The organism is Pseudoalteromonas sp. ATL1 (assembly GCF_058933015.1).
This window is the reverse complement of sequence record NZ_JBZYXL010000001.1, coordinates 2,546,350-2,572,272: the sequence shown is the minus strand read 5'-3', so window position 1 is coordinate 2,572,272 and position 25,923 is coordinate 2,546,350. Positions and strand designations below refer to the sequence as shown.

Annotated in this window: 21 protein-coding genes; 9 read left to right on the top strand and 12 right to left on the bottom strand. The window is 41.0% G+C overall.

Annotation, left to right across the window (positions count from 1 at the left end; all coding sequences use genetic code 11):
* Nucleotides 1–231: 231 nt before the first annotated feature.
* On the top strand, nucleotides 232–1,008 hold the full coding sequence (locus AC5FX4_RS11640) for a substrate-binding periplasmic protein (RefSeq protein WP_493606550.1): 777 nt from the start codon (nucleotides 232–234) through the stop codon (nucleotides 1,006–1,008).
* A gap of 27 nt (nucleotides 1,009–1,035) precedes the next feature.
* On the opposite strand, the gene AC5FX4_RS11635 is transcribed toward AC5FX4_RS11640, so the two are convergent.
* Together AC5FX4_RS11635 and AC5FX4_RS11630 are read right to left on the bottom strand one after the other, a co-directional pair.
* The gene (locus AC5FX4_RS11635; protein WP_493606549.1) at nucleotides 1,036–1,968 is read right to left on the bottom strand and encodes a hypothetical protein; all 933 of its coding nucleotides are present in this window, start codon (nucleotides 1,966–1,968) and stop codon (nucleotides 1,036–1,038) included.
* Nucleotides 1,969–2,079: 111 nt separating this feature from the next.
* A complete protein-coding gene (locus AC5FX4_RS11630; protein WP_493606548.1) occupies nucleotides 2,080–3,396 on the bottom strand; it encodes a sphingomyelin phosphodiesterase in 1,317 nt (438 codons plus the stop codon).
* Between the two features lie 638 nt (nucleotides 3,397–4,034).
* On the opposite strand from AC5FX4_RS11630, the gene AC5FX4_RS11625 reads away from it, so the two are divergent.
* Entirely contained in the window at nucleotides 4,035–6,752 is a 2,718-nt protein-coding gene (locus tag AC5FX4_RS11625; RefSeq protein WP_493606547.1) for an nSTAND1 domain-containing NTPase, read from the top strand.
* Nucleotides 6,753–7,051: 299 nt separating this feature from the next.
* Here the strand turns inward: AC5FX4_RS11625 and pyrF are convergent, their stop codons facing one another.
* The 9 genes from pyrF to gyrA form a co-directional block, all read right to left on the bottom strand.
* Nucleotides 7,052–7,756, bottom strand: coding sequence for an orotidine-5'-phosphate decarboxylase (gene pyrF, locus AC5FX4_RS11620; RefSeq protein WP_493606546.1), 705 nt, complete (start codon nucleotides 7,754–7,756; stop codon nucleotides 7,052–7,054).
* 104 nt (nucleotides 7,757–7,860) lie between these two features.
* Complete coding sequence (lapB, locus tag AC5FX4_RS11615; protein ID WP_493606545.1) at nucleotides 7,861–8,997, bottom strand: lipopolysaccharide assembly protein LapB; 1,137 nt, start codon at nucleotides 8,995–8,997, stop codon at nucleotides 7,861–7,863.
* A 2-nt stretch (nucleotides 8,998–8,999) separates the two neighbouring features.
* Nucleotides 9,000–9,263, bottom strand: a complete 264-nt coding sequence (locus AC5FX4_RS11610) for a lipopolysaccharide assembly protein LapA domain-containing protein (RefSeq protein ID WP_493606544.1) — start codon at nucleotides 9,261–9,263, stop codon at nucleotides 9,000–9,002.
* Between the two features lie 19 nt (nucleotides 9,264–9,282).
* Nucleotides 9,283–9,570, bottom strand: a complete 288-nt coding sequence (gene ihfB, locus AC5FX4_RS11605) for an integration host factor subunit beta (RefSeq protein WP_152086029.1) — start codon at nucleotides 9,568–9,570, stop codon at nucleotides 9,283–9,285.
* A gap of 59 nt (nucleotides 9,571–9,629) precedes the next feature.
* Complete coding sequence (gene rpsA, locus AC5FX4_RS11600; RefSeq protein ID WP_493606543.1) at nucleotides 9,630–11,297, bottom strand: 30S ribosomal protein S1; 1,668 nt, start codon at nucleotides 11,295–11,297, stop codon at nucleotides 9,630–9,632.
* 95 nt (nucleotides 11,298–11,392) lie between these two features.
* Entirely contained in the window at nucleotides 11,393–12,106 is a 714-nt protein-coding gene (gene cmk, locus AC5FX4_RS11595; RefSeq protein WP_493606542.1) for a (d)CMP kinase, read from the bottom strand.
* A 159-nt stretch (nucleotides 12,107–12,265) separates the two neighbouring features.
* Nucleotides 12,266–13,543: a 3-phosphoshikimate 1-carboxyvinyltransferase gene (aroA, locus tag AC5FX4_RS11590; RefSeq protein WP_493606541.1), complete on the bottom strand. Its 1,278-nt coding sequence runs from the start codon at nucleotides 13,541–13,543 to the stop codon at nucleotides 12,266–12,268.
* Nucleotides 13,543–14,625, bottom strand: a complete 1,083-nt coding sequence (gene serC / locus AC5FX4_RS11585; protein WP_493606540.1) for a 3-phosphoserine/phosphohydroxythreonine transaminase — start codon at nucleotides 14,623–14,625, stop codon at nucleotides 13,543–13,545. Before serC ends, aroA begins: the two co-directional genes overlap by 1 nt.
* A 67-nt stretch (nucleotides 14,626–14,692) precedes the next feature.
* Complete coding sequence (gene gyrA, locus AC5FX4_RS11580; protein WP_493606539.1) at nucleotides 14,693–17,371, bottom strand: DNA gyrase subunit A; 2,679 nt, start codon at nucleotides 17,369–17,371, stop codon at nucleotides 14,693–14,695.
* 185 nt (nucleotides 17,372–17,556) lie between these two features.
* On the opposite strand from gyrA, the gene ubiG reads away from it, so the two are divergent.
* The 7 genes from ubiG to AC5FX4_RS11545 all read left to right on the top strand — a co-directional run bounded on the left by ubiG (nucleotide 17,557) and on the right by AC5FX4_RS11545 (nucleotide 25,183).
* Complete coding sequence (gene ubiG / locus AC5FX4_RS11575; RefSeq protein WP_493606538.1) at nucleotides 17,557–18,267, top strand: bifunctional 2-polyprenyl-6-hydroxyphenol methylase/3-demethylubiquinol 3-O-methyltransferase UbiG; 711 nt, start codon at nucleotides 17,557–17,559, stop codon at nucleotides 18,265–18,267.
* Nucleotides 18,264–18,911: an HAD family hydrolase gene (locus AC5FX4_RS11570; protein WP_493606537.1), complete on the top strand. Its 648-nt coding sequence runs from the start codon at nucleotides 18,264–18,266 to the stop codon at nucleotides 18,909–18,911. Before ubiG ends, AC5FX4_RS11570 begins: the two co-directional genes overlap by 4 nt.
* 364 nt (nucleotides 18,912–19,275) lie before the next feature.
* The gene (nrdA, locus tag AC5FX4_RS11565; protein WP_493606536.1) at nucleotides 19,276–21,561 is read left to right on the top strand and encodes a class 1a ribonucleoside-diphosphate reductase subunit alpha; all 2,286 of its coding nucleotides are present in this window, start codon (nucleotides 19,276–19,278) and stop codon (nucleotides 21,559–21,561) included.
* A gap of 49 nt (nucleotides 21,562–21,610) precedes the next feature.
* The gene (nrdB, locus tag AC5FX4_RS11560) at nucleotides 21,611–22,741 is read left to right on the top strand and encodes a class Ia ribonucleoside-diphosphate reductase subunit beta (protein WP_493606535.1); all 1,131 of its coding nucleotides are present in this window, start codon (nucleotides 21,611–21,613) and stop codon (nucleotides 22,739–22,741) included.
* A complete protein-coding gene (yfaE, locus tag AC5FX4_RS11555) occupies nucleotides 22,741–23,028 on the top strand; it encodes a class I ribonucleotide reductase maintenance protein YfaE (RefSeq protein ID WP_493606534.1) in 288 nt (95 codons plus the stop codon). The genes nrdB and yfaE overlap by 1 nt, the downstream gene beginning before the upstream one ends.
* A gap of 484 nt (nucleotides 23,029–23,512) precedes the next feature.
* A complete protein-coding gene (locus AC5FX4_RS11550; protein WP_493606533.1) occupies nucleotides 23,513–23,719 on the top strand; it encodes a hypothetical protein in 207 nt (68 codons plus the stop codon).
* A gap of 369 nt (nucleotides 23,720–24,088) precedes the next feature.
* A complete protein-coding gene (locus AC5FX4_RS11545) occupies nucleotides 24,089–25,183 on the top strand; it encodes a hypothetical protein (protein ID WP_493606532.1) in 1,095 nt (364 codons plus the stop codon).
* A gap of 63 nt (nucleotides 25,184–25,246) precedes the next feature.
* Here the strand turns inward: AC5FX4_RS11545 and AC5FX4_RS11540 are convergent, their stop codons facing one another.
* Nucleotides 25,247–25,771 carry a YaeQ family protein gene (locus AC5FX4_RS11540; RefSeq protein ID WP_493606531.1) on the bottom strand — a complete coding sequence of 175 codons (525 nt, stop codon included), beginning with the start codon at nucleotides 25,769–25,771 and terminating at the stop codon, nucleotides 25,247–25,249.
* Nucleotides 25,772–25,923: the final 152 nt, after the last annotated feature.

Sequence of the window (25,923 nt, the reverse complement as noted above, 5' to 3'; positions counted from 1 at the left end):
ACCTCAACAACACTTGCCTATACTTATGCGTATTGTCAACGCACCTTTAAAGTCTTCCTTATTGTAAGTTTTATTATTTAAATAATTGGAATGACAATACCTTTAGTGCATGTTTGTATGGTGAAGAAACCGATATTGCAAAGAGCGAATGGACTATTTTTTGCTTTATTTCTTCATTTATCATTCAGATTTTTGATATAAATACCGTGTACAGTATTCGGAGTAGTTACATTGACAAAACCAAAATATGAGACATTACTGCGTTTTAGCTACATTCTACTTTTCATACTGGGTATTTCACCCTATAGTCACGCCAATAATCTGCGTGTTGTGACAGAGCATTTTCCTCCATTTCAGATAGCACAATCAGAAAATACACCAGAATCAGGCATTGCCCTTAATTTGTTCAAGCATATACAACAAGCGTTAGGAAGGGATGAAAAAGCGGAATTTTTGCCTTGGGCTAGAGCATATAAAATTGCACTGAACGAGCCTAACACACTCATTTTCAGTTTGGCGAAGACCAGTAGCAGAGCACAAAAATTTCACTGGATAGGCTTTCTCGATGTAACTGATGCTCTTTGTATTTGGTCTTTACGGGCAAACACCTCATTTAATGTCGAACAGTGGCAAGATTCAAATACGTATAGCACCGCCTTACCCATTGCCGATTCCATGCAAAATTATTTAGAGAACTTTGGGTATAGCACTGACCACAACCTCCATTTGGTAGGCGATTTTGCACAAGCTATCCAAATGCTGCAATTAGGACGGGTTGATTTTATTGCCGCTGGCGAGCACTCGATGTATAACACGTTAAAAAGCCTCGATGTAGACGTCACGCAATTAGTCGCAAAAAGGATTAAAGGCATTCATCCCCCCAAACTCGGTTTTGCTTTAAGCCAAGGCAGTGACGAAAAGCTCATACAACAGTACACAGCAGCATTTTCAAAAATGAAAGGCTTGATGGACACTTCTTTATTAGATAACTACAGCCATTGTTACTAAAACGAGGATTGGGCTGTAGAACCATGCTCAATCGACCTGAAAAAATGACTTTCTAAACGCTTTGATTTCGTCGTCATACAAGCTCTGCCATTGAGAGTCTGACAAATGCGCGAATTCAGTTTCTCTGCTCTGCTGCAGTTGGACTTGTTTGACATTAAGCGCTTGCTGGTAATTATTTACACGCTTTTGTTGATCGATAACTTGTTGCTGTCTAGCCAAGATTGCCTGAGCCTGCCCCTCATCAAAATAGCGCTGTGCCAACTCACCTTTTAAATGTGATAACGCACTCGAGCTCAGATCAGTGCCTAACACTTCAACTGCCATACTATAGAGTTCGTATTTATCTTGCGATAACTTGCCTTGCTCACTCAATAATTCCATTTGAGCTAAAAAGTCACTTTGCTGCAACCCTTTACTAAGCTGAGTTAATTCATCTAATGTGGCTCTAGAGTCATAAAAGGCAAACTCTTGGTTAAAAAGCTCAGGTGCAAACTCCCCCCAAACTTGGCGATAGAAGCTTTTAATCCTCATAACTTTGTCAGCAGTACTGGTTTGAAAATCTTCATTTTCAGTGAGCTGCTTAAATTCTTCCTTTTTCGCGGGGTATTCTGCAAGTAATTGATATTTTGTTGAGCTCAGCAGTTTTTGTAACTCTACTAATAACTCTTCGCAGTCAGAGCGCTGTTGACAACCTTGCCAGAACGATTCAATTAATGGCTTTATCTGCGTTAAGTGTGTATCTGTGAGATTTTTACTCAACGCCTCCATTCGACTATCTTTTGGATCTGCGCCCTCTTGAGCTTCTAGATCCACCGTTTGCGTATTCTTTGGAGATTCAATTTGTTGCGTGGCATGAGTTTGAGTGCTCTTTAGTGCCTTAGTTGAACTCCCCCACTGGATAAACACAAAAATAGCTACGATTAGCACAGTAAGCATTAAGTATAAAATACCTTTTTTCATTATTTAACCTAGGTATAAGTAGATTTAAGACGCAAAGATGTAATGCCATCACTTTGGCATACAAAACGGTGGCCCAATTAACAAGAATTGAGCACACCTGTCACAACAAAGCTATTTAATCACGGCTTTGACTGGGAAGTGATCTGACAGATCCCAATGTTCCCAAACACTTTGTGCGGTACTACGAGGTACTTTTACTTCATTAGTATTGTTTTCAATCGTCTTATACTCATCACTCACGACGATATAATCTAGGTATTCGACGGTATCACCCGCTTTTTTCGCAAACGAGTTAACACGAGGGTCAAAAGTCGACTCTGTATAACCCGTATATTCAGGCGCTGATGCGGCTAGATTAGCTAGCATATCGCTATAATCACTTGGAAACTTAAGTTTATTAACGTTAAAGTCGCCGCCATAGACAACGGTTTCGTTCGCAGGAATATTTAAACTCTTAGCCAAGGCACGAATTTGCTGAAACTGGCGCTGTCTGTGTTGACGCGCCGTATCTGTATCGCTAGATGCAGTGTGAGTTGCAAACAAGTGGTAAGCTTCGCCATTTTTGATAATTTCCGCGTAATTCACGCCTTTATCAGCAAAACAGTCTGTTCCCGAACAATCTGGAAAAACATATTGTGCTTGATTGACGATTGGGTAACGGCTAACGATGATAACGCCACCATCATAAATATTAACGCCCGATTTATCTAACATTCTGGTTTGATAAGGATACTCAGTAGCCAATTGTTGTAAGAATGATTCACGCTTTGCATCAAACACCTCTTGCAGTAACAATGCATCATACCCTTTCACATAATCAGGCAACAAAGCCATCCTATCGGAAATATGAGACGCAAGAACCGGCAAAGCCCAAATATTGTATGTCATGACCTTAAGTTGCTCAGGCGCAGGAGTTGCGACTTCATCTTGTTGTTTGGATGTGATTGTGTAGTAAAAATCGTCATATCGAGCCGTCGCTTTGGCTTTGAATGCCACTTCGCCAGACTGCGCTATTGGCTCTAATTTTGATTGGTAACGGTGGATATTTCTGTCGCTAAACTGGCCCGAACTAAAGTCTTGAGCATGTGCACTGTGCGTAATAGTTGACCCGAACCAAGTGCCTTTCATATTCTGCTGCAGGTTAATAACCGTACCAGATTGATTCGTCACTTTGGTTTTAAATTGATAGCTATGCCCTGATTTAGCACCGTAATAACGGTTAAAGCTCAAAGCCATTTTGGTCTCGTACGGCTTTAACTGTGTTGTATGCTGTGTCCATTCATCCCCATATTCCATTAGATCAGAACCTGTGTGCTCAACCGAAATAGTTAAAATATCGCTGCTGTTGTTGGTTAAATAGATATCACTGTCGGCTAATACCGATGTTGAGATCATTGCCGTTGCAATACTTAATAATTGAAGTTTCATAGTTTTTTCTTGTTGATGAGTAAAGTGGTGATGGATTATTCACACACAATGTTTCTTTATTATGTCTTTTCTGTGAATTAGTCTAGACCAGATTGTACTCGGTGCATATTTGAACTTAAGTCACTGTAATTAGAACTTCTGCCTCATCTGAAAAGCATTGACCACCCTGCTGGTAAAGTTGAGCATTTGCTTTATCAGTCTTTTTAGATTGAATTTCATACTTGGAAAATCTGCACGCAATGAGCATTATACGTACGATAAATACTGCACTAGATTGTTACAACTCTGAATGGCATTTAAATATAGGGGATAATCCATCATTCGAATCAGTTGTTTAGATTTTAATTTTGATTGTAAGCGATGCAACACACGCCCTGTTTAAGGACGAGAATAGTCAAAGTCGGAGGCACTGTGTATACCCTGAGCAAGCGTCATAAAAGATTAACCATCTTCCGATATGAGCCAACAGCGGATCTTCAAGCGTAACTCGTTTCTGCCCCAAAGTGAGTTAGAGTTAGGTGCTTTCCACTAATCTGGTATCGTTTTTTGCGTTTGCTATTGGAACGATGTTGAGGGGCTGTTCAAATTGAGTTTCATATAGTGTAGATTACTGAAAAACATAACTGTGTGAAATGCTTATGAGTTCTCTCTTACCCTTGGAAAAAAGCATAATAATAAGTGTCCCTTCTGATTTCACCACTTCAAAGAAAGGGGCTTTTTTTGAAAAATTGTGTGCTCAAATACTGCGCAAGCAATCATACGAGATCACAGGCTGGGAAGTTAGAAGATCTGGGATGGAAGTTGATGTAGAGGCGGTACATAAGCCGTCCAGCAAAAATGTATATGTAGAATGTAAGTTTTACAACGACAAGAGCACCATTGACTCAAAAATTGTTGATTTATGTTTTGCGCAGTCATTCCGAGGAGACTTTGACAAGATTGCCCTATTTTCAACAGTCAAGTTAGGCAAGGATGCACAAACCACTTACGAAAACTTTATAACAAAAGGAATAGACTTTTCCTTTTATGATAGTGATGAAATCTTATCAGCACTGGAAGTAAGCGGTTTAGTTGCAAATATTGATAATCTTAACCTACAAGCCAACATCTCATCCGCAACTCTCTTGATACATCCTGAAATCGACCCTGTATGGTTATTTCAGGAAAGTTCAAATGGCTCTCCAACAGCTTTGATAGCATACGTAAATCAAGGACACTCTGTTGATACCGAGAGAGTGAGAGAAATATTAGATACTGAAGGTAAGCTAGAAGAATTAGACATTCGGCAGTATCAAGATAAACAGAACTCTAATATCGAAAACTCTTCCTTTTCACAGCCAGTAACTAGAGAAGTAGTCAGTGGTATCGTGTTGGCAGATGACATCATGGATCCTAAGCCCTGTCGTCCAAAAGACTTTATAGGTAGAGATGACATACAAAAAGAGATCTGGGATTTCTTAGAGTCGGTAAGGTCAAGTGATAGTGACTGTCGAGTTTTGTCACTAACTGGATCATCGGGAAATGGTAAGTCATCTCTTGTTGCTAATCTTGCTGAGCGATTCACAAATATAAAGTGGAAGAATAAGTTTTATCTTTATCCCATCGATGTCCGTTCAGCAAGAGGCTCTCGATTTGTAGCCGAAGCTGTTTGTAAGGCTTTTAATACAGCTATTGATGATGGCTTCATTGAATACGAACACAAATTCTCAGTTGAAAATATTGATGAAATCACAGGTGGTACTGCATTCCGTGAGTGTGCTGAGTACTTAGAGCGGAATAATAAAGTCATGGTTGTCTTTTTCGACCAATTCGAAGAAGTTTTCATGAAAGAAGAGCTTTTCTCTCTATTCCGCTCATTTAGAAGATTCGCACTTGATGTTTCGGCAGAGAAGACCAACGTGGTTGTCGGCTTCTCTTGGCGTACAGGAATATTTTTAGGAGATGATAATCCAGCTTACGGCCTGTGGCATGACTTACGTGATCATCGCACTGAAAGACGCTTGAAGACATTTGATGAAAAAGATTCAAGAAAACTGATTTCCACATTCGAAGCAGAAGCTGACATTACCCTCACCAAGCCTTTAAAGGCACGCTTGATACAGCAAGCTCAAGGTTTTCCTTGGTTCTTGAAAAAGCTATGTATCCATCTTTTCAAGAAGATAAAAGAGGGCAACTCTCAAGAAGAGCTACTTATCAGCCAGATGCAAATAAAGAATTTGTTTGAAGAGGATCTAGATCGCCCATCTCGTGAAGTTGATTGTTTAAAGTTTGTTGCTAAAAAGTCCCCTGTCGACAGATATGAAGCAACCAAAGAGTTTGGTGATAAGACGGTTTCTCAATTGATTTCTGACAGACTGCTAATTAAGACAGGTGAGAAAATCTCGGTCTATTGGGACGTGTTCAGGGATTATTTAACTACCAATGAAGCTCCTGTCATATCCTGGGCATTCATGCCGAGCTACGGTACAAATATGTCTCTAAAGCTTATCGAGCTTATAAAAGATGATACAGCTTCGATAGATGAGTTGGTTGAGAGGACTAGTTATAGTAAAGGGACAATACAAAACATTTTTATTGACCTTTCATCATTCTCATTGGTTGTTAAGACTAGTGATGATAAGTACAAGCTGAACTGCGATATTGACGAGATACCTGAAAAAGTGCGCACCCAAATGTTAGGACATACGATCTATAAAGAATCGATGTCTGCATTCAAAGCAGGCAACAAGTCGTATATCTCTATCGATGATATAGCTCAGATAACAAATAGCGCATACTCTTCCGAAGCAGGTAGAGCACATGATCAGTATGTAAATCGAATTATTTCGTGGCTAAGGTATTCAGGACTAATCAGCCTCTTACGTGACAAAGTTAGGGTTTATGATGCAAATAATTATTCCCCTGATTTCGGTGAGATGACAGGGGGCAGAAATAAATCTAGTTTATTCTTGGCTGCTAGCAACTTTGAAAATGCAGTGCTACTTATTGATAAGTTGATTAAACAAGGCTCTATTGAGCAATCTGAACATGGGGCTAGGAATGTTATTGCTGATTTAGTCGCTCTTGGAATTTGCCGAAGAGTGAGTGGTAACAAGATAGAGTTAGTAAAAACCAGCGATCCCGACCTGACAATTGAGCAACATCTAGCAATACAAGTTTTAAGTGCTGATACTGTAATACTGCTTGATGCGTTGGTTCTGAAGTACGGTGATGACTTAAACACTCTTGTTGAAAAAATGTCGCATGAATTAGGTAAGAAGTGGAAGCCTGCATCGGGGCAGAGATATGTAAGAGCTTTATTACGTTATAGTAATTTAGCAAAAGATACGATAGCAGCAAATATGAAAAACGACTAAATTAAAATAGTTTAAAAGCAGCCCAAGTAGATTAGTCTGGATTCAACCCGCCGCTCCCAAGTCATGATACGATCAAATCAGATTTGGCTGGTTACCCTAACTCATTTGTGTCCAAAAGCGAGTTAGAACAACTGTCAATTTTTCGCTCAAAACAGTCAGCAAACATAACCTCTTCCTCAGCACAACAGTTCATATAAACTGATAGAAATCTAAAGTAATTGAGAGAAGATAAATAACGACAGTGACCGGCTCTCACTGTCGTTTGATTAATATTGAATGTCGCTTAAGAAAGGCTTAGCTTAGGCAATTGACTCGTTAATGTCTTTTAACGTGTCTACTGGGTTTTCAGCTTGAGTGATTGGGCGGCCAATCACCAAGTAGTCACTGCCCGCTTCTACTGCTTTTTGTGGTGTCATAATACGTTTTTGGTCGCCTGCATCGCTGCCTGCAGGGCGAATGCCTGGGGTCACGAGTTTAAAAGACTCTCCAAGCTGTGACTTCAATAAACTCGCCTCTTGTGCTGAGCAAACAACCCCGTCTAGGCCTGCTTCTTGTGCTAGCTTTGCAAGGTAAATAACCTGTTCTTGCGGCGTCTTTTCAATACCTAAACGTAAAAGCTGTCCTTGGTCCATACTGGTAAGTACAGTGACAGCAATCAACAATGGGGCTTTGTCACCGTACTCGTTTAACGCTTCTTTTGCTTTTTGCATCATTTCCAGACCGCCACTGGCATGTACGTTGACCATCCACACGCCCAACTCAGCAGCCGCTTTAACTGCTTTAGCCACGGTATTTGGAATGTCATGAAATTTAAGGTCTAAAAATACGTCAAAATCCAGCGCAACCAGCTCTTTAACAAATTCAGGGCCAAAGTAGGTAAACATCTCTTTGCCAACTTTCAATCGACATTGACTTGGCGATAGCTGTTTAACAAAATCCAGCGCGGCTTGTTTATCGTCGTAATCTAAAGCGATCAGCACTCTTTTATTATCTAATTGAGACATATTATTCCTACGGTAACCTAGAGTTAGAATTAAATTGCGATTGTATCTGGGTGGCTATTATACCCAAAAGTGAGTGGAGTTGGTGTAAGGAGTTAAACTTTAATTTAATAGCCATCAAGGCCTTTACTTGGCTCAATTGACTCCCAGTGCTTACATGAGGGGCATAACCAATACAAGGTGTGGCTCGTAAAACCACAGTGTTTACACTGATATTCTGGTTTGGTAGCAATATATGATGTCACCAATTTATCGATTTCTGATAGAACGACTTTAATTTTTTGGTTTTTATCAGCAAGTAGCTGTAGTAGATAACTAAACCCACGGATTGAGGGCTCTCGCTTTAAACTGTCAGTTAAAAACTCTATAGCTTGTTGTTGCTCGCCTTTTCGGATCAAAGCTTGGCAATGCTTAATTCTTATTAGCACACCACCTTTGGCGAGTAATTCTTCTACTAGCTCTTCAAACTGCTGATGTAAGTTAAGTTCGGTGTAACTTTGCTCTAAATCAGCAATATACAAAGGTGCTGTGTTGGTATTTAAGATTATCAATTTACGCCAATAATAAATTGCTTTTACATGGTCTTTATTGATAAAGGCTTCTTTACCCAGCTCATAGTATGGCCTAATCGTTTTATGATCGATAGCACAAGCTTTTTCCATGAGCTTGGGTGTATCATCGTTAAGCGCTGCTTCACAGTAAAAATTAGCGATAGCCGCAAAGTGCTGTGACTTTTTGAACAAGTCACTATGCGCTTCAAACATATTAATACCTTTGTGCCACTCGCGCATTTGTGAATACAAATTGATGATAGGATCGAGTGCATCAGAATGACCGCCTTTAACCAAGGTAACCAAGTGTTCTTCGGCACTATCTAATAAACCAGCCAATATGTAATCTTGCGCCAATTCTAATCGGCTAGAGGCCATATCCTCATCGCTTAAGCTTGGTTGATTTAATAGGAGTTCATGAATTTTTATAGCGCGGTCAAGCTCGCCTCTTTTTCTAAAAAGCGTTGCTAAAGTAAGGTAATGCTCGACTGAGTCAGCCGATACTTCAAGAAGTTGAATAAGATGTTCAAGGCCTTGATCTTCTTCTCTATCAAGTAAGAATTTAAGACCTTTGCTGTATTGCGATGTGATTTGGCGATTTAATTCAAGAGCTTGATTTTTTGCACTATTTTTACCCATCACATAACCGTATGCAGCTGCGACGGGAAGCAGTAAAAACAACAGCTCAATCATGGTCAGCGATCAGTATCAGGTGTCAATTGACGATTGTTTTTCTTAAGTCGATAATTTTGCAATTTTAACTTCGAAAACACCGCAATGCTGAGTACGCTTCCAAGCAAAACACCAATAGCAAAGCAAACACTCATTAAGGTTGATAACGGCAATGTACTACTCGCTACAATGTAATTAACGTTTACTACCTCAGGGTTCTGAGTACCAATTACAAACGCTAATAAAATAAATACGAGTGCCAATCCTTTTTTAACTACCCCTATCAAGTGTTACTCCATTTACTAATTATTTAATGCTTTCGTTTACGCGATCACGTAATTCTTTGCCAGGCTTAAAGTGTGGAACGTATTTGCCATCCAACTCTACCGTTTCACCTGTTTTAGGGTTACGACCTGTGCGAGGCGAGCGATAGTGTAATGAGAAACTACCAAAGCCACGGATTTCAATTCGATCAGAGCTTGATAATGAGCCCGCCATTTGTTCAAGAATTTCTTTAACCGAGTTTTCTACATCCTTAACTGGAATGTGTGCATGCTGCTCTGCTAGTTGTTCTATCAATTCTGACTTTGTCATAGTGTTTCCTTAGATATAAAAAGGAAGGGCTAAAGCGCCCTTCCAGTTAAGACTCTATATTAGTCTTTTTGAGCGTTTTTGAAAGCAGCTGCCATTGCATTTTCAAATGCTGGCTCTTCTTTCTTCAACTTCTCAAGAACTTCTTTCTCTTCAGCTTCGAACATAGCTTTAACTGATAGGCTGATTGTACGGTTCTTACGATCAACACCTACGAATTTAGCTTCGATTTCGTCGCCAGCAGAAACAACAGTAGTTGCATCTTCGATACGCTCTTGAGCGATGTCAGCTACACGGATGTAACCTTCAACACCTTCGATAAGCTCAATAGTTGCGCCTTTCGCGTCAACTTCAGTCACTTTACCTTTAACAATAGCACCTTTTTTGTTTGCGTCTAGGTAGTTATTGAAAGGATCAGCTTCGATTTGCTTAACGCCTAGTGAGATACGCTCACGCTCTGGGTCAACTTGAAGTACGATAGCTGTGATTTCGTCGCCTTTCTTGTACTCACGTACAGCTTCTTCGCCTGGAGTGTTCCAAGAGATGTCAGAAAGGTGAACAAGACCGTCGATACCACCGTCAAGACCGATGAAGATACCGAAGTCAGTGATTGACTTGATCTTACCAGTAACTTGGTCGCCTTTGTTTTGAAGACGAGCAAATTCTTGCCAAGGGTTAGCGATACATTGCTTAAGACCTAGAGAAATACGACGACGCTCTTCGTCAATTTCAAGAACCATAACTTCAACAGTGTCGCCTAAGCTAACAACTTTTGAAGGGTGGATGTTCTTGTTAGTCCAATCCATTTCAGAAACGTGAACTAGACCTTCAACGCCTTCTTCGATCTCAACGAAACAACCGTAGTCAGTAAGGTTAGTTACACGACCAGAAAGCTTAGCACCTTCAGGGTAACGACCAGCGATAGCTGCCCATGGATCTTCGCCTAGTTGCTTAAGACCTAGAGATACACGAGTCTTATCTTTGTCGAACTTAAGTACTTTAACTGCGATTTCGTCGCCAACATTAACGATTTCTGAAGGGTGCTTAACACGCTTCCACGCCATGTCAGTGATGTGTAGTAGACCGTCAACACCACCTAAGTCAACGAACGCACCGTAGTCTGTAAGGTTCTTAACGATACCTTTAACTTCTTGACCTTCAACAAGGTTAGCAAGAAGCTCTTCACGCTCTTGTGAGTTCTCTGATTCGATAACTGCACGACGTGAAACAACAACGTTGTTACGTTTTTGGTCAAGCTTGATTACTTTGAACTCAAGCTCTTTACCTTCAAGGTGAGCTGTGTCACGTACTGGACGAACATCAACAAGTGAACCAGGTAGGAACGCACGGATTGAATCAACTTCAACAGTGAAACCACCTTTAACTTTACCGTTGATGATACCCATAACGGTTTCTTGCTCTTCGCAAGCTTTTTCAAGGCGGATCCAAGCTTCGTGACGCTTCGCTTTCTCACGAGAAAGGATAGTTTCACCGAAACCGTCTTCGATTGCGTCAAGCGCTACGTCTACTTCGTCGCCAACTGCAACTTCTAGTTCACCAGCAGCATTTTTGAATTGCTCTGCAGGGATGGCACTTTCTGATTTTAAACCAGCGTCAACAAGAACGATGTTGTTCTCGATTGAGATAACAGTACCTTTAACGATAGAGCCTTGCTCTGCTTCAAAACCCTTTAGGCTTTCTTCAAATAACTGCGCAAAATTTTCTGACATACTAAATACGTCTCATAAATTAATATTCCAATTAGCAACCATGCTGCATGGGGTAGTTAGAAAAACACCAGCTTCCTGCCAGCGCATAAAAAATTTTAGGCTAAGCGCGACTTTTCGAGCTTACCTGAAACCACTGCGTCATCCAGAATCGCCATTACTTTAGCGTATACCTGTTGTGCATTCAGTTCAGTCGTGTCAATCACGATTGCATCATCTGCTGGGACTAGCGGCGCCACTTCACGATTCATATCGCGATCATCACGGGCTTTAATGTCTTCGAGCAGACCACTTAGTGTAACATCTAGCCCTTTTTCATTCAACTCTAAGTAACGTCTATTCGCTCGCTCTTCAGCGGTTGCTGTTAAATAAAGCTTAACTTCAGCGTCAGGAAAAACCACGGTTCCCATGTCTCTGCCATCGGCGATCAAACCTTGTTCGCTTCTAAATGCTCTTTGACGACGTAACAATGCTTCTCGAACTCGCGGTAATGCAGCTACTTTAGACGCCGCTGAACCTACCTTCTCGTCTCGAATCGTGCCACTTACATCTTCACCTTCTAAAATAACTTTGCTCTTTTTAGTAGTTGGATCTATTAAAAATTGCACATCTAAATTAGCAGCAAGAGGCACTAACGCTTCTTCGTTGTCTAGCGCTATTTGGTGATGTAGAGCAGCGAGTGATAACACTCTGTAAATTGCGCCACTATCTAGTACATCCCAATTTAACTTTTCAGCTAACAAGCGACAAACGGTTCCTTTGCCTGATCCGCTTGGGCCGTCCACGGTGATAACTGGCATAGATGCCGGCATTTAAACCTCCTGAAATGCTCACCTGAAATAAATCGCGAGTATTATACGCATGTTAAATGAATTTATCCTTATTAACATGTAACTTTTTGTGAGATAAGCATAAAGAAGCGACATTTAGAGCCATTTTGGAAACAGCTCTAAATGCTTTAAGAAGGTAGCTTAAGCGCTGATTGACGCAAGCACGTCAAAGTAGGTTGGGAAGGTTTTAGCTGTACAGCCTGGGTCATTAATGATCACTTCTTGACCCCCCACAGCCACCATGGAGAAACACATTGCAATACGATGATCGTTGTATGTATCGATGTCAGTGAGCTTAAGTGTCGATGGTGGCGTGATTTCAATAAAGTCATACCCTTCAACTACACCAGCGCCAACTTTTTTAAGTTCAGTCGCCATAGCAGATAAGCGGTCCGTTTCCTTTACGCGCCAGTTATAAATGTTACGTATCGCAGTTGGTCCATCAGCAAACAAAGCAACGGTTGCTAATGTCATCGCCGCATCTGGGATCGCATTGGCATCTATGTCAACACCTTTCAGCTGTCCTTTACGAACAACAAGCTTTTCATCATACCAATCAATTTGTGCGCCAACCTGTTCCATCACTTTAGCGAAGCCAATATCTCCCTGCACACTTTGCTTACCTACGCCGTTGATTTCAACTTCACCGCCTGCGATAGCTGCTGCAGCGATAAAATAGGAAGCCGAGGATGCATCACCTTCAACCATAATACGTGTTGGTGATTGATATACCTGCCCGCCTTTGACTGTAAACGTTTGGTAATTGTCATTAATCACTTGCACACCAAACTGCGCCATAACACCTGTGGTGATATCTATGTAAGGCTTTGATACCAAATCACCTTTAATTCGAATAACAGTGTCTCCAGAAAATAGAGGCGCAGCCATTAACAGTGCTGTCAAAAATTGGCTTGATATACTGCCGTCAATCTCCACTTCACCGCCAGCCAATTTCTGGCCATTTATGAGTAATGGTGGATAGTCTTTGTTTTTAAGATACTGAATGTCAGCACCAAGCGCTTGCATTGCGTCAACTAAGTGCCCGATGGGTCGCTCTTCCATTCGAGGCTCACCAACCAATTCAAAGCGCCCTTCTGTCGCTGCCAATACCGCGGTTAATGGTCTATAAGCGGTTCCAGCATTGCCTAAAAAAAGCGCTTCGTTTGGCGTGTTTAATTTACCAGCACATCCAACAACGGTTGCTGTTGTTTTATCTTCATTTAGCGTGACCTGTACACCCATGTGCGCAAGCGCTCCGAGCATATGGCGAATATCGTCACTATCTAACAGATTATGTACTTGAGTTGTTCCTTCGGCTAACGCTGCTAACAGTAAAATTCTGTTAGATAGGCTCTTAGAGCCCGGTAGAGTGACTGAACCCGATACCTTTGAAATTGGTTTGAGTGTTAACTGTTCCATCAGCTATGTTCCTTTGCAAATTTGTCCATAAAAGCAACCAATGCTTCAATTCCTTCAATTGGCATTGCGTTGTAAATGCTTGCACGCATACCGCCCACTAAACGGTGTCCTTCGAGTGCAACTAAGCCCACTTCTTCTGCTTGAGACAAAAATAATGCGTTTAAGCTATCATCTTTTAACCAAAATGGTACGTTCATGCGTGAACGACAGTGCTCTGCCACTTTATTGCTATAAAAGTCTGAACTATCGATGTAGTTGTATAAGATTGCTGCTTTCTTCTCGTTATGTGCTTCCATTGCCGCAACACCGCCGGTAGATTCCAAATATTTGAAAACCTCAGCGGCCAAATACCAAGCAAATGTAGGTGGCGTATTATACATACTGCCTTGCTGCGCCTCGATGGTGTAATCAAGAATCGAAGGTCTAGGTAACCCCTCTCTTCGCAGTAGTGATTTACGTACAATCACGATACAAAGCCCAGACGGACCAATGTTTTTCTGTGCACCTGCGTAAATAACATCAAAATCATCCACATTAATTTCGCGCGAAAGGATAACAGATGACATATCGGCGACAATGGGTGCGGTTGGGTGTTTTGGCACATCAACGATCTCAATACCATCAATCGTCTCATTTGGACAATAGTGGATATAGGATGCTTGCTCTGGTAAAGGCCATTGCGCAACTGGCTTAATATCGAATAAGCCTTCGTTATCGGTACGAATATTGATGCCTTCAACCTGAGTAAATTTAGCGCCTTCTTGCGTTGCACCCGTTGACCAAATACCGTTTTCAATATACACACCCGGCGCATTATCTAAATGCAAGTTTAAAGGCACAGCCGCAAATTGACCTCGACCACCACCATGCATAAATAGTACTTCGAATTCGTCAGAGATATTCATCAAACGGCGGAGGCTAGCTTCACACTCTTTAACCATTTCTAAAAATGGTGTTGAACGGTGACTGATCTCCATGACAGAAACACCTAGGTTCTGCCAATCAAGAAACTCTTGCTGCGCTTTTTTCATTACCTCAGGGGGCAACATTGCTGGGCCTGCGCAAAAATTATATACGGTCATTTTCCTCATTCCTAAACAACATAATATTTTTGTATAAAAAAAGCGGCCGAAGCCGCTTTAAATCTTTTTATTCACTCGGTGAGTCATCATTGCTCACTTGCGCGTCCTGAACGTCTGGCGTTTCTTCGCCAAGTCCTTCAGGAAGTTCATCAACCTCTATTTCTTCGATACGTTGTAAACCAACTACTTGCTCTTCGTCAATAGTTCTGATCAAAATAACCCCTTGGGTATTACGACCAACTGTTGAAACTTCGCTTACACGTGTACGTACTAAGGTTCCTCGGTTGGAGATAAGCATGATCTCATCATTATCTTCAACCTGAACAGCGCCAACAACTGCACCATTACGTTCGCTCACTTTGATAGAAACAACGCCCTGAGTTGCACGGCTCTTCGCTGGATATTCATCAAGCGGTGTGCGTTTACCATAACCGTTTTCAGTTACAGTTAGGATTGCACCGTTGTTTTTAGGTACGATGAGTGAAACCACTTTCACATCGTCAGGCATCTTGATACCACGAACACCCGTTGCAGTACGACCCATAGGACGAAGCGCTAGCATTTCTTCACCCGTTTCAGGGTCAATTTTCACTTCACCGGTTTCTGAATCACGCAGCTTTTCATTAAAGCGAACAACTTTACCATGATCCGTGAATAGCATGATGTCATTGCTACCATCAGTGATATCAGCACCAATCAAGCAATCGCCTTCGTTTAAGTTGATTGCAATAATGCCACTTGCACGCTGACGGCTGTATGCTGTTAATGGAGTTTTCTTTACAGTACCGTTAGCGGTTGCCATCAATACGTATTTACCTTCTTCGTATTCACGAACAGGCAGAATTGTTGTGATACGCTCGTTTTCTTCAAGCGGTAATAAGTTAACAATTGGCTTACCGCGTGCTGCACGCGACGCTAATGGCAACTGATACACTTTCAGCCAGTACATACGACCAGACGTTGAGAAACACAAGATAGTATCGTGAGTATTGGCAACTAACAGACGTTCAATGAAATCTTCATCTTTCATACGTGTTGCGGCTTTACCCTTACCACCACGACGCTGCGCCTCATAGTCAGTAAGCGGTTGATACTTAACATAGCCTTCGTGAGACAGCGTAACCACCACGTCTTCTTCGTTGATCAAGTCTTCTAGGCTGATGTCATGCGCTGCTGCACTGATTTCAGTACGACGCTCATCGCCATAAGTTTCTTTGATAACTACAAGTTCGTCACGGATAACTTCCATCAAACGCTCTGGTGAAGATAAAATGTGTAGTAATTCTGCAATTAGGTCTAGTAGCTCTTGGTATTCAGCAAGGATCTTCTCGTGCTCAAGACCAGTTAACTTGTGCAAGCGAAGATCAAGAATAGCCTGTGCCTGAGGCTCCGATAGATAATACTGACCATCACGAATACCCAGTTCAGCTTCAAGCCAATCTGGACGTGCCACATTGTCTTCACCTGCTTTTTCAAGCATCGCTTTCACTGTGCCTAATTCCCATGGGCGTGCAATAAGTGCTTGTTTTGCTTCAGCCGGGCTTGGCGATTTGCGGATAAGTTCAATAATTGGGTCAATATTAGCCAGTGCGATTGCCAAACCTTCTAAGGTGTGGGCTCTGTCACGGGCTTTACGTAAATCAAACACAGTACGACGTGTAACCACTTCGCGACGGTGAATGATAAACGCTTCTAGCATTTCTTTTAGGTTAAAACACTTTGGCTGATTGTTGTCTAGCGCAACCATGTTCATACCAAACACAGTTTGTAACTGAGTTTGCGCATAAAGGTTGTTTAGAATAACCTCGCCCACTTCACCGCGTTTAACTTCAATAACGATACGCATACCGTCTTTGTCAGATTCATCACGTAGTGCGCTGATCCCTTCAACTTTTTTCTCTTTAACTAGCTCTGCGATTTTTTCAATCAAACGCGCTTTGTTAACTTGATACGGGATCTCATGAACAATGATAGTTTCTTTGCCCGTTTTCTCGTCTACTTCGATTTCTGCGCGAGCGCGAATGTAAACTTTACCACGACCGGTTTTATAAGCTTGTTCAATGCCTTTTTTACCGTTAATAATCGCAGCAGTTGGGAAATCAGGACCTGGGATGTATTCAATCAGGTCATCAATGGTCATGTCTGGGTTTTGGATAAGCGCCAAACACCCATTCACTACCTCAGTTAAGTTGTGTGGCGGAATGTTTGTCGCCATACCTACCGCGATACCCGATGAACCATTTACCAGTAAGTTGGGCACTTTAGTGGGTAATACATCTGGGATCTGCTCTGTACCATCGTAGTTAGGTACATAGTCGACAGTTTCTTTTTCTAGGTCTGCCAGCAACTCGTGCGACATTTTAGCCATACGAACTTCGGTATAACGCATCGCAGCGGCAGAGTCACCGTCTACTGAACCAAAATTACCTTGGCCGTCAACTAACATGTAGCGTAAAGAAAATGGTTGAGCCATACGTACAATTGTATCGTATACCGCGCTATCACCATGAGGGTGATATTTACCAATCACGTCACCGACAACACGCGCCGACTTCTTATAAGGCTTGTTCCAGTCATTTTTTAGCTCGTTCATGGCAAAGAGCACGCGACGGTGTACCGGTTTTAAACCATCACGAACGTCGGGTAATGCACGGCCAACGATAACACTCATTGCGTAATCTAAGTACGAGTTTTTGAGTTCATCTTCGATATTGACTGGCAGGATTTCATTGGCGAGATCAGTCATTTGATTCCACTTTCCTTCAGTGTCTACCTCTTTTATGTCACACTAATGCGTGGCAACGAGGTTGAGTTATTATTAATTCTGAACTTTCATGCTAACACATTTTAAAATAATTTACAGGCGCAAAGTTTTAGTGATTTTAATCTGACCCTGCTTATAATGCGCTCAGATTAACGAGGAAGTTTTTTATGACCGAACATCAAAATGTAGACCAACAAGAAATTGCCAAGTTTGAAAGTATTGCCGAGCGTTGGTGGGATACCGAAGGTGAATTCAAACCACTACATGATATTAACCCGCTAAGACTCGATTTTATTAACGACAAGTGCCAAGGCTTATTCGGCAAACAAGTTTTAGATATTGGCTGCGGTGGCGGTATTTTAACGGAGAGTATGGCTAAGCTAGGCGCAAAAGCGTGTGGAATTGATATGGGCCAAGAGCCTTTGAATGTCGCCAAATTGCACAGCTTAGAATCTGGCGTTCAAGTTGACTATCAAAAAATACCCGCTGAAGACTTTGCCGAGCAAAACCCAGAGTCATTCGACGTGGTTACTTGCATGGAAATGCTTGAGCACGTACCCGACCCAGCTTCTATCATTCATGCCGTCGCCAAGCTAGCAAAACCCGGGGCGCATGTATTTTTCTCGACATTAAACAAAACGGCAAAAGCATACTTACTTGCGATAGTTGGCGCTGAAAAATTGTTGAAAATGGTACCAGAAGGTACGCATGACCATGATAAGTTTATTCGCCCATCAGCGTTAATTAATATGGCCGAAAGTGCAGGACTAAAAGTTCGCGCCAGTGCTGGCATTACGTACAACCCACTTAGCAAAGCTTTCAAGCTTAGTAATGATGTGAGCGTAAACTACATTCTTCATTTTGAGAAGCTAGCATGACTCAAGCCGTAATTTTCGATTTAGATGGCACGTTGCTCAATACCAGCGATGATCTAGGTGCTGCGCTTAATCACACACTTGAAAGTAACGGTTTACCGATCGTAGACAAGTCCATTTACAGTCCAGCCATTTCAGACGGCGTAAAAGCGCTATTAGAAGTTGGGTTTAAAGAGCAGTTAGTCAACTTCGATCAGCAAGTGCTACGTCAATCTGTTTTAGACTATTACGCGAGCAACATTGCTGTGCATTCACACTGTTTTGACGGTATTAGTCATTTGCTCGCTGAACTCGAGCATAGAGGCATCAAAGTCGGTATTATGACAAACAAGCCGACCTTCCTAACGCTTCCATTGCTTGAACAGATAGAGACCCTAAAAAATATCGCAGTAGTTGTATGTGGGGATACGCTTGATGAAGCTAAGCCATCACCCAAACCACTATTGCATGTTGCGCAACAACTCCAAGTAAGCCCTAGCACTTGCATCTACGTAGGTGACGCAGCGCGCGATATTGAAGCAGCCAAGGCCGCCAAAATGCTTTCTGCAGTAGCTTTATGGGGTTACGTGCCAAGTGAAGCAATTGCTCTAAGTTGGAAAGCAGATCTGAATTTAACTAACCCAGAATCATTACTATCACATATATAGTGTGCAAATATCAGGCAAGGCACTATATCTTGTGCTTTGTCTCATTTTTCAACCCAAGTTGAATATAAAAAAATCAGTTAGAATTTTTTTTGAATTTGCGAAAAAATAGAGTGAGCTTGGTTGATTTTTTTTAGGTGTGTTTAAGCGTAAAACCTCAAAGGTTAATAGCCACTAACACAAACTAATTATCCCTAAGTTATCCACAATCACGGCCAAGTTGTTCTATTGCAAATTCCACTCAACCCCACTATCTTGTGATCCACGGTATGCTTATCACCATATATAGTGGTGAATAGATAAACAAATAGTGTGAACCGTGCGTTTACCATAAAAATACACATTCCGAAGGAATACAGGCGCAACTATGAACCAACAGTTATCTGTCAGCAAAAGAAACGGCCGTAAAGAGCCGCTTGATCTAGATAAAATCCACCGTGTGATCACCTGGGCCGCAGAAGGCTTAAATAACGTTTCAGTATCGCAAGTAGAATTGAAATCGCACATTCAGTTCTATGATGGTATCCGTACCGAAGACATTCATGAAACTATTATCAAAGCAGCAGCTGATTTAATTGACAAAGAATCACCGGATTATCAGTACTTGGCTGCGCGCCTTGCAATATTCCACCTTCGCAAAAAAGCTTATGGCCAATTTGAGCCACCGCGTCTTTATGACCATGTTACTAAAATGGTTGAAGACAAGCGTTATGACCCACATCTGCTTGTTGATTACACTGAGCAGGAGCTGGATCAGTTAGATAGTTTCGTTGATCACAGCCGTGATTTGAACTTTAGTTATGCAGCGGTTAAACAGCTTGAAGGTAAATACTTGGTTCAAAACCGTGTTACTGGTGAAATCTATGAAAGCGCGCAGTTTTTATATATTTTAGTTGCGGCGAGTCTGTTCTCTGATTATCCAAAAGAAACGCGCTTAGATTATATTAAGCGTTTCTACGACGCCGTTTCTCTATTTAAGATTTCTTTACCTACACCAATCATGGCCGGTGTACGTACACCAACACGCCAATTCAGTTCATGTGTATTGATTGAATGTGGTGACAGTTTAGACTCTATCAATGCGACTTCTTCTGCAATCGTTAAATATGTAAGTCAACGTGCTGGTATTGGTATCAATGCCGGACGCATTCGTGCGCTGGGTAGTCCTATTCGTAATGGTGAAGCATACCACACAGGTTGTATTCCATTTTACAAGCACTTCCAAACAGCGGTTAAAAGCTGCTCTCAAGGTGGTGTGCGTGGTGGTGCAGCGACACTATTTTACCCACTTTGGCATTTAGAGGTGGAAAACCTACTGGTGTTGAAAAACAACCGTGGTGTTGAAGAAAACCGTGTACGTCACTTAGATTACGGTGTGCAGTTTAACAAGACCATGTATTCACGCTTGATTAAAGATGATTACATTACTCTATTCAGCCCATCTGACGTACCAGGGCTGTACGATGCGTTCTTTGAAGACCAAGATAAGTTTGAATCGTTATACGTTCAATACGAGCAAGATGAGTCAATCCGCAAAAAGCGCATTAAGGCGATTGAACTGTTTTCTATGTTCGCTCAAGAGCGTGCAAGTACAGGTCGCATCTATTTACAAAACGTTGACCACTGTAATACACATAGCCCATTTGACTCGAAGGTAGCACCTATTCGTCAGTCAAACCTATGTTTAGAAATTGCATTGCCTACTAAGCCGTTGAACAATGTTAACGACCCTGATGGTGAAATTGCACTGTGCACACTTTCAGCATTCAACTTAGGCGCAATTGAATCGCTTGACGAGCTGGAAGAGCTAGCTGAACTCGCCGTTCGCGCTCTAGATAATTTGTTAGATTTCCAAGACTACCCTGTTCCTGCTGCACAAAGTGCGACAATGGGTCGTCGAACGCTAGGTATTGGTGTTATCAACTATGCCTATTATCTTGCGAAAAATGGCGTTAAATATTCTGATGGTAGTGCAAACTCATTAACTCACCGTACGTTTGAAGCTATCCAATACTACTTGATGAAAGCATCAAACGAACTTGCGAAGGAACGTGGTGCGTGTCCTCTGTTTAATGAGACAACTTACTCTCAAGGCATCATGCCAATTGACACTTACAAGCGTGACTTGGATAAGATCTGTGAAGAACCATTGCACCTTGACTGGGATGCATTGCGTGAAAGCATTAAAGCACACGGTATGCGTAACTCAACATTATCTGCATTAATGCCATCTGAAACATCATCTCAGATCTCTAATGCAACTAATGGTATTGAGCCGCCTCGTGGTCATATCAGTGTTAAAGCGAGTAAAGATGGAATTTTGAAGCAAGTAGTACCAGAGTACGATCGTTTGAAAGATAACTATGAACTGCTTTGGGATATTCCATCGAATGATGGTTATCTAGGTCTAGTTGGGATTATGCAGAAGTTTGTAGACCAAACGATTTCCGCAAACACAAACTATGATCCAAGTAAGTTTGAAGGTGGTAAAGTACCGATGAAGTTACTTTTAAAAGACTTACTAACCGCCTACAAATTAGGGGTTAAAACACTTTACTATCACAATACACGTGATGGAGCATCAGATTCTCAAGATGAGCTTAAGGCTCAGGCAGAAGATGACGATTGTGCAGGCGGCGCTTGTAAAATATAAGTTTTAGCGGGTCGAAAGGCCCGCATGTTTTGGTATTGAGTATAAAAATATGTCTTATTCGACTTTTAGCAGAAATCATAACGATCAGTTAAAAGAGCCAATGTTCTTTGGTCAATCCGTCAATGTATCTCGTTACGACCAACAAAAATATCCAATCTTCGAGAAACTCATTGAAAAGCAACTTTCATTTTTCTGGCGTCCTGAAGAGGTTGATGTCAGTAAAGATAGACTTGATTTCCAAGGTCTACCTGAACATGAAAAACACATTTTTCTGAGCAACCTGAAATACCAAACATTGCTAGACAGTGTGCAAGGTCGTTCACCAAACGTTGCCCTGCTCCCTATCGTATCGTTGCCAGAACTGGAAACGTGGATTGAAACCTGGGCATTTAGTGAAACCATACACAGTCGCTCATACACACACATTATTCGCAACGTAACAAAATCACCAGAACTTATTTTTGATGACATCGTTACGAATGATCGAATTAATCAACGAGCAGATGCCGTAACTAGATACTACGACGAACTCATCGAAAAAGTCTCTTTGTACAACTTGTATGGTGAAGGTAAGCACGAAATTAATGGTCAAACTGTCGTGATCAATCAGTTTGAGCTTAAAAAGCTGCTTTACCTTTGCATCATGTCAGTGAACATTCTTGAAGCAATCCGTTTTTATGTCAGCTTTGCTTGTTCATTTGCTTTTGCTGAACGTGAACTAATGGAAGGTAATGCAAAGATCATCAAGCTAATTGCACGTGACGAAGCACTACACCTGTCAGGCACACAGCATATGCTTAACATCATGCAAGAAGGCAAAGATGATCCTGAAATGGCCATCGTTGCAGCCCAATGCCAAGAACAAGCAATTCAAATGTTCATTGAAGCGGCAGAACAAGAAAAAGAGTGGGCTGAATACCTGTTTAAAGACGGTTCAATGATTGGTTTGAATAAAGATATTCTATGCCAATATGTTGAGTACATCACTAACGTTCGAATGACTGCCGTTGGATTACCGGCACAATTTGAAAACAAAACAAACCCAATCCCTTGGATCAATGCTTGGCTTGTTTCCGATAACGTACAAGTTGCGCCACAAGAAGCTGAAATTAGCTCATATCTCGTTGGTCAAATCGATTCCGAAGTTGACGCTTCAGACTTTGGTGATTTTGATCTCTAATGACTGACACACCTCAAGGTGATAGGCCTTGTAAAAAAGTCACAGTTAATGTGCAGACTGAGCCGCTTGATTTTGCGGCTCAGTCACCTTCCATACTCCACACGCTTGAACAAGCCAATATAGAAGTTTCATATCAATGTAGAGAAGGCTTTTGTGGCGCTTGTCGAGCAAAGTTGGATAACGGTGCTGTAAGCTATAATCAAGAACCTTTGGCTTTTGTGAGAGATGGTGAAATACTACTTTGTTGTACCAGACCTCTGACCGACATAACGATTACATTGCTTTAGTCATCGGACTGTTGATAGTTCACAGGCGCCATACATTAGATCACAAACGTAAAAAAACCACAAAAAACACATTTCACTTACGCAAAATTAACAACCTTTAAAGCCGTAACCATATCAAACACTTTCGGCTTTTTAAAAAAACCAAACACATTCACACCTATAACAGGAACTAATATTTATAATAATATCAACGCATTATGCAAACGCGACCATTTTAAATATTACAACTTTAATAATCGGTTGTAATTATTTATCACTTCGTTATCATTAGCACGACAGTAATGATTATAAAAGTTTTCATTTTGTATATATGATAGAACTTGAGGTAGCCTTCAAATGCAGTTAATATTATGTTTCAAGGTAAATATAGTGACAACAATGTTAACAGATCTGTTTGGAATACCTCACTTTGCATATAACGCAGTGCTTTTAAAACGATTAAGCGCAAATACCCGTAACTAGGATAGGTAGTAAGGAAAGTTGTATGAAAAACAGCAAGGAAATTTGCTTTGATAGCTGTTTTAATAGCAGCGAAGGTGAAGCAATACAGATTGATATTTCATTGGTTCGCACAATTTTCAAGCAAGCATATTTAGCAGGTCGAGAAGACGGACTAAATGGTATTTTCATTGAGAGTAACAGTGCATTTGAGAATTTTACTGAAAAAAATAGTCTATTTCGAACACGTTAAACATTGAGCTTCTTGTCAAAATGTCTGACGCAAACTATATCTTTGCGTTTGCTCTCACAAAGACTAATGACATCGTAGATACAAACCTATTTTGACTCGCAACAATGGTAACACCAAATGCCTATACAGAGCTTTGTTGGTCAAGTTTCTCGAACTATCTACTTTCTGCTCATCTTAAAATTCCGTCCCTATACAAAAAGTTGCAAAATAGGAAATATAGTACTCCAACATATCTCCTATTTCGTATATACTCCAAAAGCCAGACATAGGTGCATAAAGAAGCACCAATCAACTAATAACTAAATAAAAACTATAATAATTGTTATGTTATGAGCCTTGCGCTTGGCTCAGTTGTAGACTAGGAAAACAATGGACAAAATTGAGCAGAATATATTAGCGTCTTTAGTATCTAACAAAAATAATGGGATTACAGACTCTGGCTATGAATATAAATCTCTGTTCCTTAGCAAAGTGCTCCCTGACGAAAGTAATCCGCGATACTTCCCCGCAATCATTATTAGTGACAAACATGCTAATCAAGTCGTAAAGAAACAACTTTCAAAAAGACAGTTAATAGAGTTGTACGCTGCCGAAAATAAAGTGGTTATAGGTAAGTCTTGCATTGTTAATTGCTGTGAATCAGGCTCTGCCGAATGGAAAAAGTCGAATCAGACAATTTCTTCCATCATTGAACTTGGCGAAAATATTGCGGTATCCGAAGTGATACAAGCTCCAACAGTGTTTCCTACTGAAGAAGGTTGCTACCAACTCTTGACTGGACACCGTCGCTTCTTTGCAATGATATTTGCCCATGGCATTGAAGGTGCAGCGCATTTTAAGGTGTACTATCACAAACCCCTATTACATAAAGTTAAGCAATTTCAAGAAAATGCTAGCCGAGAAGACCTTCCTCAATACGGCAAGCTGCAAGCTTTTATGACAGCGATGTATGAAATTGAAACACTTAATAGAGCAAAAAAAAGACTTGCCGAAAAGCCACTCACAGTGAGAGAAACCGTCAGTGTACTCGGTATTTCTGCCGGTGCATTTGATAATTACAATGTACTTGTTAGATACCCCGCGATCATCAGCGCGTACGAAAATGGCAACTCTCATTCATTTTTTAAAATGAAAAAAATGATTTTAGATGTTGAGCAGGCCTATAAAAACGAGCACAACATTAAAGTTCTGAATGTATCCGATAAAAGGCAGATCAATAGCACGCTTAGCGAAATTCTCAACGGTTCCAGTAAGCCAAAAAATAACAAAAACACTTCCCAGTATTATACGCTGGGCAAGCTGCACTCTCCGAGAGCTATCTATAAATTGCTTTCTACAAATATTCTGAACGTTGATTGCGGTGTTGATTGGCAAGAAGTAGATTGGAACAATATTAATGAAGTAAACGACTCAATTCAAAAAGTGTTAAACCATCTATCTGAAAGCCAAACAGAAAGCGACTAAGCCCCTTCCACAAGTCAGGTCTTTTATCTCAAAGGCCTGACCATCAACTCCCCTATCAGCTAGCTACATAAGCTTTTGAACAATCGTTTCGTAATATTCTTGTCGGTCGCTGACGCTAATTTGATTTTGCTCAATCACGATATCCCAATGAAGACTGCGGCTGAGCGCGTCACTTAAAGAGTCAACAAAATCACTCTGTAGCGAAAATATGCTCATGTTTGTAACATAACTCAATCGCTCTTTTACAGAAGCAAACCACTCATCTTCGTTTTTGATCAACAATACGAGCTTTTCGCATTGCTTACTAAACTTAATGATTTCCTCAATCTCAAGCGTGCTTGCGTACAATGCGACCTTTATATAGCCTTGTTCGTTTTCAATCCAAACATCGGGTTTTTGCTTTTCGTTTGTACTATTTAAATGGGCTGTGTGTTCATATGAGAGTGCGCAATACCCTATCAACTTTAATACAAAATGATCGAGCGTTTCTGATTTTTGCAACGCCGTCGTAAACACTTCTTGATGATTTGTTCGATGAAACAAATCAGCCACATTTAAACGCGCTTTAAAAACGAAAGGTTTAGTCATCGTCCGCACTCTGCTTCTTGCTCACTGTAACTATAGGAGTTAGTGGCACATTCGCAAAATATATATAAGTTATAATATAACATCATTGAACCAAGCTAACTTTGATGTTATGTTATAACAATTGATAATTACTCATACTCTAAATTGCAAAT

What these genes read in the sequence shown, in the direction of transcription:
- AC5FX4_RS11635 (WP_493606549.1), bottom strand. Translation starts at nt 1,968, where the DNA reads ATGAAAAAAGGTATTTTATACTTAATGCTTACTGTGCTAATCGTAGCT.
- AC5FX4_RS11630 (WP_493606548.1), bottom strand. Translation starts at nt 3,396, where the DNA reads ATGAAACTTCAATTATTAAGTATTGCAACGGCAATGATCTCAACATCG.
- AC5FX4_RS11625 (WP_493606547.1), top strand. Translation starts at nt 4,035, where the DNA reads ATGAGTTCTCTCTTACCCTTGGAAAAAAGCATAATAATAAGTGTCCCT.
- pyrF (WP_493606546.1), bottom strand. Translation starts at nt 7,756, where the DNA reads ATGTCTCAATTAGATAATAAAAGAGTGCTGATCGCTTTAGATTACGAC.
- lapB (WP_493606545.1), bottom strand. Translation starts at nt 8,997, where the DNA reads ATGATTGAGCTGTTGTTTTTACTGCTTCCCGTCGCAGCTGCATACGGT.
- ihfB (WP_152086029.1), bottom strand. Translation starts at nt 9,570, where the DNA reads ATGACAAAGTCAGAATTGATAGAACAACTAGCAGAGCAGCATGCACAC.
- rpsA (WP_493606543.1), bottom strand. Translation starts at nt 11,297, where the DNA reads ATGTCAGAAAATTTTGCGCAGTTATTTGAAGAAAGCCTAAAGGGTTTT.
- cmk (WP_493606542.1), bottom strand. Translation starts at nt 12,106, where the DNA reads ATGCCGGCATCTATGCCAGTTATCACCGTGGACGGCCCAAGCGGATCA.
- aroA (WP_493606541.1), bottom strand. Translation starts at nt 13,543, where the DNA reads ATGGAACAGTTAACACTCAAACCAATTTCAAAGGTATCGGGTTCAGTC.
- serC (WP_493606540.1), bottom strand. Translation starts at nt 14,625, where the DNA reads ATGACCGTATATAATTTTTGCGCAGGCCCAGCAATGTTGCCCCCTGAG.
- gyrA (WP_493606539.1), bottom strand. Translation starts at nt 17,371, where the DNA reads ATGACTGATCTCGCCAATGAAATCCTGCCAGTCAATATCGAAGATGAA.
- ubiG (WP_493606538.1), top strand. Translation starts at nt 17,557, where the DNA reads ATGACCGAACATCAAAATGTAGACCAACAAGAAATTGCCAAGTTTGAA.
- AC5FX4_RS11570 (WP_493606537.1), top strand. Translation starts at nt 18,264, where the DNA reads ATGACTCAAGCCGTAATTTTCGATTTAGATGGCACGTTGCTCAATACC.
- nrdA (WP_493606536.1), top strand. Translation starts at nt 19,276, where the DNA reads ATGAACCAACAGTTATCTGTCAGCAAAAGAAACGGCCGTAAAGAGCCG.
- nrdB (WP_493606535.1), top strand. Translation starts at nt 21,611, where the DNA reads ATGTCTTATTCGACTTTTAGCAGAAATCATAACGATCAGTTAAAAGAG.
- yfaE (WP_493606534.1), top strand. Translation starts at nt 22,741, where the DNA reads ATGACTGACACACCTCAAGGTGATAGGCCTTGTAAAAAAGTCACAGTT.
- AC5FX4_RS11550 (WP_493606533.1), top strand. Translation starts at nt 23,513, where the DNA reads ATGAAAAACAGCAAGGAAATTTGCTTTGATAGCTGTTTTAATAGCAGC.
- AC5FX4_RS11545 (WP_493606532.1), top strand. Translation starts at nt 24,089, where the DNA reads ATGGACAAAATTGAGCAGAATATATTAGCGTCTTTAGTATCTAACAAA.
- AC5FX4_RS11540 (WP_493606531.1), bottom strand. Translation starts at nt 25,771, where the DNA reads ATGACTAAACCTTTCGTTTTTAAAGCGCGTTTAAATGTGGCTGATTTG.